Source organism: Bowmanella yangjiangensis, from assembly GCF_017255015.1.
GTDB classification, from domain to species: Bacteria; Pseudomonadota; Gammaproteobacteria; order Enterobacterales; family Alteromonadaceae; genus Bowmanella; species Bowmanella yangjiangensis.
Window position 1 is genome coordinate 1 of sequence record NZ_JAFKCS010000629.1, and the last position, 422, is coordinate 422.

General features: G+C 73.7%; 1 protein-coding gene. It reads left to right on the forward strand.

The annotated features are described in order from the left end of the window. A partial coding sequence (locus J0A65_RS26000; RefSeq protein WP_206597084.1) for a DJ-1/PfpI family protein occupies positions 1-422 on the forward strand: 422 nt, incomplete at both ends.

Genomic DNA, 422 nt, shown 5'->3' on the forward strand with positions numbered 1-422 from the left:
GAACGCGAAGGGCTGGGCCGCTTGCGGGTCAGTCACTGGCAGGCGGATGACGATGGCCAGGTCCGGCGGGTGTTCGACAGCCAGCCACAGGCCGACGGCGCGCCGCAGGTGGTGGTGCTGCCACCCTGCCTGGATGCCGCCGCCGGCTACGTGCTGCACAGCGCCTACCGCGACTGGCTGGCGCGCCTGCACGGCTCGGGCGTGACCCTGGCGTCGGTCTGCGCCGGCGCCTTTCCCCTGGCCGCCGCCGGCCTGCTCGACGGCCGCACGGTGACCACCCACTGGGCGCTGGCGGGAGAGTTGGCGCAACGGTACCCCAAGGTGCGGGTGCTGCCCGAGCGCATGGTGGTCGACGATGGCGACCTGGTCACCGCCGGCGGGTTGATGGCCTGGACCGACCTGGGACTGGCGCTGGTGACGCG